Annotated in this window: 1 protein-coding gene; it reads right to left on the bottom strand. The window is 54.1% G+C overall.

Annotation, left to right across the window (positions count from 1 at the left end; all coding sequences use genetic code 11):
• On the bottom strand, positions 1-438 hold a 438-nt coding region (gene prmA, locus ACU8YC_RS28035; protein ID WP_446896400.1), incomplete at both ends, for a 50S ribosomal protein L11 methyltransferase.

Genomic DNA, 438 nt, shown 5'->3' with positions numbered 1-438 from the left:
GGCCGCAATCGCTAGAATGCCTGAGCCGCAACCAAAGTCGATAACCGTTTTGTCGTTTAGATCGAGACCGTCCAGCCATTGCAGGCACAGCGAAGTGGTTGGATGAGTACCTGTACTAAACGCCAGACCCGGGTCCAGCATTACGTTGACGGCATTCTCATCCGGGACATCGCGCCAGCTCGGGCAAATCCACAAGCGTTCACTAAAACGCATCGGGTGGAAGTTATCCATCCATTCGCGTTCCCAGTCTTTATCTTCAAGCTGTTCGATTTTATGCGCGAAGCCTGCACCCAGCAGCGGATGCTGTTCCAGGATGGCAACGACTTCTTCCATGTCGGCTTCTGCGTCGAACAAGCCGATAACATCGGTATCACCCCACAGGCGACTTTCGCCCGGCAGAGGCTCAAATACCGGCGTATCATGCGTATCCTGGAAAGT

The sequence above is a fragment of the Citrobacter sp. VF227 genome (genome assembly GCF_052950715.1).
The sequence above is the reverse complement of the archived record's forward strand: the minus strand, read 5'-3'. Positions and strand labels throughout refer to the sequence as shown.